Source organism: Macrococcus brunensis, assembly GCF_004359615.1.
Lineage (GTDB): Bacteria > Bacillota > Bacilli > Staphylococcales > Staphylococcaceae > Macrococcus > Macrococcus brunensis.
Window position 1 is genome coordinate 1 of record NZ_SCWA01000034.1, and the last position, 3,030, is coordinate 3,030.

3 protein-coding genes and 8 tRNA genes are annotated in these 3,030 nt (G+C 40.5%); all 11 read left to right on the plus strand.

Annotated features, from left to right (window positions below; all coding sequences use genetic code 11):
* The first annotated feature begins 191 nt into the window (after positions 1-191).
* The gene (locus ERX27_RS10970) at positions 192-1,118 is read left to right on the plus strand and encodes a ketopantoate reductase family protein (RefSeq protein ID WP_133432846.1); all 927 of its coding nucleotides are present in this window, start codon (positions 192-194) and stop codon (positions 1,116-1,118) included.
* Between the two features lie 205 nt (positions 1,119-1,323).
* A tRNA-Met gene (locus tag ERX27_RS10975) sits at positions 1,324-1,397 on the plus strand.
* An 8-nt stretch (positions 1,398-1,405) separates the two neighbouring features.
* Positions 1,406-1,481: transfer RNA gene (locus ERX27_RS10980), tRNA-Asp, on the plus strand.
* 4 nt (positions 1,482-1,485) lie between these two features.
* Positions 1,486-1,561, plus strand: a tRNA-Phe gene (locus tag ERX27_RS10985).
* A 6-nt stretch (positions 1,562-1,567) separates the two neighbouring features.
* Positions 1,568-1,640: transfer RNA gene (locus ERX27_RS10990), tRNA-His, on the plus strand.
* 10 nt (positions 1,641-1,650) lie between these two features.
* Positions 1,651-1,724, plus strand: a tRNA-Gly gene (locus ERX27_RS10995).
* 7 nt (positions 1,725-1,731) lie between these two features.
* Positions 1,732-1,806, plus strand: a tRNA-Asn gene (locus ERX27_RS11000).
* Positions 1,807-1,878, plus strand: a tRNA-Glu gene (locus ERX27_RS11005).
* A 41-nt stretch (positions 1,879-1,919) separates the two neighbouring features.
* Positions 1,920-2,008, plus strand: a tRNA-Ser gene (locus ERX27_RS11010).
* Between the two features lie 104 nt (positions 2,009-2,112).
* Complete coding sequence (locus ERX27_RS11015; RefSeq protein ID WP_133432847.1) at positions 2,113-2,589, plus strand: PH domain-containing protein; 477 nt, start codon at positions 2,113-2,115, stop codon at positions 2,587-2,589.
* Positions 2,590-2,607: 18 nt separating this feature from the next.
* Entirely contained in the window at positions 2,608-2,883 is a 276-nt protein-coding gene (locus tag ERX27_RS11020) for a hypothetical protein (protein ID WP_133432848.1), read from the plus strand.
* The last annotated feature ends 147 nt before the right edge of the window (positions 2,884-3,030 follow it).

Sequence of the window (3,030 nt, forward strand, 5' to 3'; positions counted from 1 at the left end):
TGTATTGGATTTGGATGTGTATTACTACCTCCAACCATTATAAAGGACTTTTTTTGTACAGAAAATAAATTTTTAGAATATTCTATTTAAAACCGTAGGTTGAAATATTTTTATGCAACACTAGTGAAAATTATTAAGTAAAATAAAAGATTGTGATGTAATGAACATAACAAAAAGAAGGGACTGATAACATGAAAATAGCAGTAGCAGTAGCAGGCGCAGGTGCAATGGGAAGCAGAGTGGGTTTATATTTAACGCAGGCGGGTCAGGATGTTGTCCTTTTAGATGATTGGCAGATGCATGTAGATACAGTGACAGAACACGGATTGAAAGTGAATACACTGGGGGAAACAGAAACTTACCCTGTCTCAATCAGAAACTTTAAGGATTACAGTGTACCAGTAGACTTAGTGATTGTTCTGACTAAAGCAATGGCAGCTGAAGAAAAAATTAAACAGCTGATGGATCAAGGTGTCATCACGGAAGATACTAATGTCATGTCCATGATGAATGGTCTCGGTCATGGTGACTTACTCAGAAAATATATTGCGGATGACAAAATTCTTCTTGCTGTGACGATGTGGCCTGCAGGTTTCAATGGTCCAGGTGAAGTAACGCTTGAAGGTACAGGAAATATTGAATTCGGTCGTATTGATGGCACAGTAGATAATTTCGTTAAAGAATTGAATGATATTTTTAACGAAGCGAAACTGAATGGCAAGATCAGTGATGACATCGTTACAAGTATCTGGAACAAAGCACTCGTTAACTGCTGCTTTAATACTTACTGTGCGGTAACTGACAAAAAAATCGGTGAGTTCGGTGCATACGTGCATTCCGATGATATGCTGATTCCGCTAATGAAAGAAATTATTACAGTCGGGGAACAGAAGGGTGCTAAGCTTGATTTCGATGCGACTTTGAATAAATTCCATGCGATGTACAGCCCTGATGTCGTCGGACTTCATTATCCTTCTATGCATCATGATATTCATAATGGTCGTAAGACAGAAGTCGATTTCCTGACTGGCCGTGTGGCAGAGTATGGTCGGGAATTCGGTATTCCAACACCGTACTGTGACATCCTCACGCATCTTGTCCATCAGATTGAAAAATAAATTGAGACATGAATAGGGAGTTCAGACCGAATTCCCTATTTTTTTATGGATGTAAATTTAACTGTTGACGACTTTACAATTTCTTTATATACTTAAAAAGTCCTTTTAAAACAGCGCAGCAGTAACGTTTAACTATTTACACTTTTTAATAATTGACTAGTAAATAAGATAAATGATATATTAGCTGAGTAACATTTTTTATTGACGCGGGATGGAGCAGTCTGGTAGCTCGTCGGGCTCATAACCCGAAGGTCGGTGGTTCAAATCCGCCTCCCGCAATTTTAAGTGGTCCCGTGGTGTAGCGGTTAACATGCCTGCCTGTCACGCAGGAGATCGCGGGTTCGATTCCCGTCGGGACCGCCATTATGGCTCAGTAGCTCAGTCGGTAGAGCAATGGATTGAAAATCCATGTGTCGGCGGTTCGATTCCGTCCTGAGCCACCATTTCTGGCGATTGTGGCGAAGTGGTTAACGCATCGGATTGTGGTTCCGACATTCGTGGGTTCGATTCCCATCAGTCGCCCTTTATTTATGCGGGTGTAGTTAAATGGTATAACCTCAGCCTTCCAAGCTGATGTCGTCGGTTCGATTCCGATCACCCGCTCCATTATTGTTCCACAGTAGCTCAGTGGTAGAGCTATCGGCTGTTAACCGATCGGTCGTAGGTTCGAGTCCTACCTGTGGAGCCAGGCCCCTTGGTCAAGCGGTTAAGACACCGCCCTTTCACGGCGGTAACACGGGTTCGAATCCCGTAGGGGTCATATATCAGAGGTGAAATATCGCTTCTGATTTTTTTTATTATGGAGGGTTGTCCGAGCTGGCCGAAGGAGCACGCCTGGAAAGTGTGTAAACGTCACAAGCGTTTCGAGGGTTCGAATCCCTTGCCCTCCGTTAATCAAAGCCTTTATCTCTAAAGGCTTTTTTATTTTGACATAGAAATTTTTAGGATTTATAGCTATAATAAACATAATTCTTGAATAAGATTGGTGTATGATATGAAAAAAAAGAAAATGACGATACGTCAGGCGCTGGAACAGCTTGAGTATCCTTTAACTTATAAGAAGTTCTCCAAAACATTCAAAAAAATTAAAAAGAGTGAACGTCGGTTCTTTATTAAGCTTTTAAAAGTGTATTGTTCTGAAATTAAGAATCATGAACTCGTTCAGTATGCTTCGGCAAGTCAGCTGAATCTGAATCAGAAAGGCTTGATTCTTGTGTTGTCAGATCGCCTGATGCTGATTCATAGTAAAGAGCGCTCAAAAATCATTCATTTTGACGAGATTAAATTCAGCAAAATAGCGCAAGTTGATTTTGAGCGAGTAGATGAAAATGGAAATAACGACGAAATATATGGCTCATTATTTCTTAAAGTGGCCCGTAAAAATATGGGGACGAAAAACTACAACGTTCGTGGCATTCTTAAAAGGGATTTGCCTAAGTTAACTGAATTCATTAAAATGAAGAAGTCATAACTTTTAGGAGGCTGAATCATGAAGGAATATAAAATGAATATTGATAAACTCGTACAATATGCAGAACTGAAAGCAGGTCAGTTTGGTGTTGACTACCGTGAAAATCATGAAGAAGATGAAGTGGCAGAAGTAGCACCTAAAACAATCACTGCACGTGGCACATCTGTTATCCTGGACTACGATGCGAAATCATATGAAATTGATTTGACACAGTCCGGACTTACAGGAGAAGTGACAGCTGAAGATGCACAGGCTGTGGCGGACCGCATGACTGAATTTTATCGTTTCAGCTAATCAAAAAGACCGAATCCGTGGAGAGGCCACTGAAAATCTCACGATTTTCTATAAGCTCACTAATTCCAACAACTCAATAGTGTAAAAGAACCCGTCAATTTCCTCAACATTAGGAAATGACGGGTTCTTTTATCCTATTTTTCATCC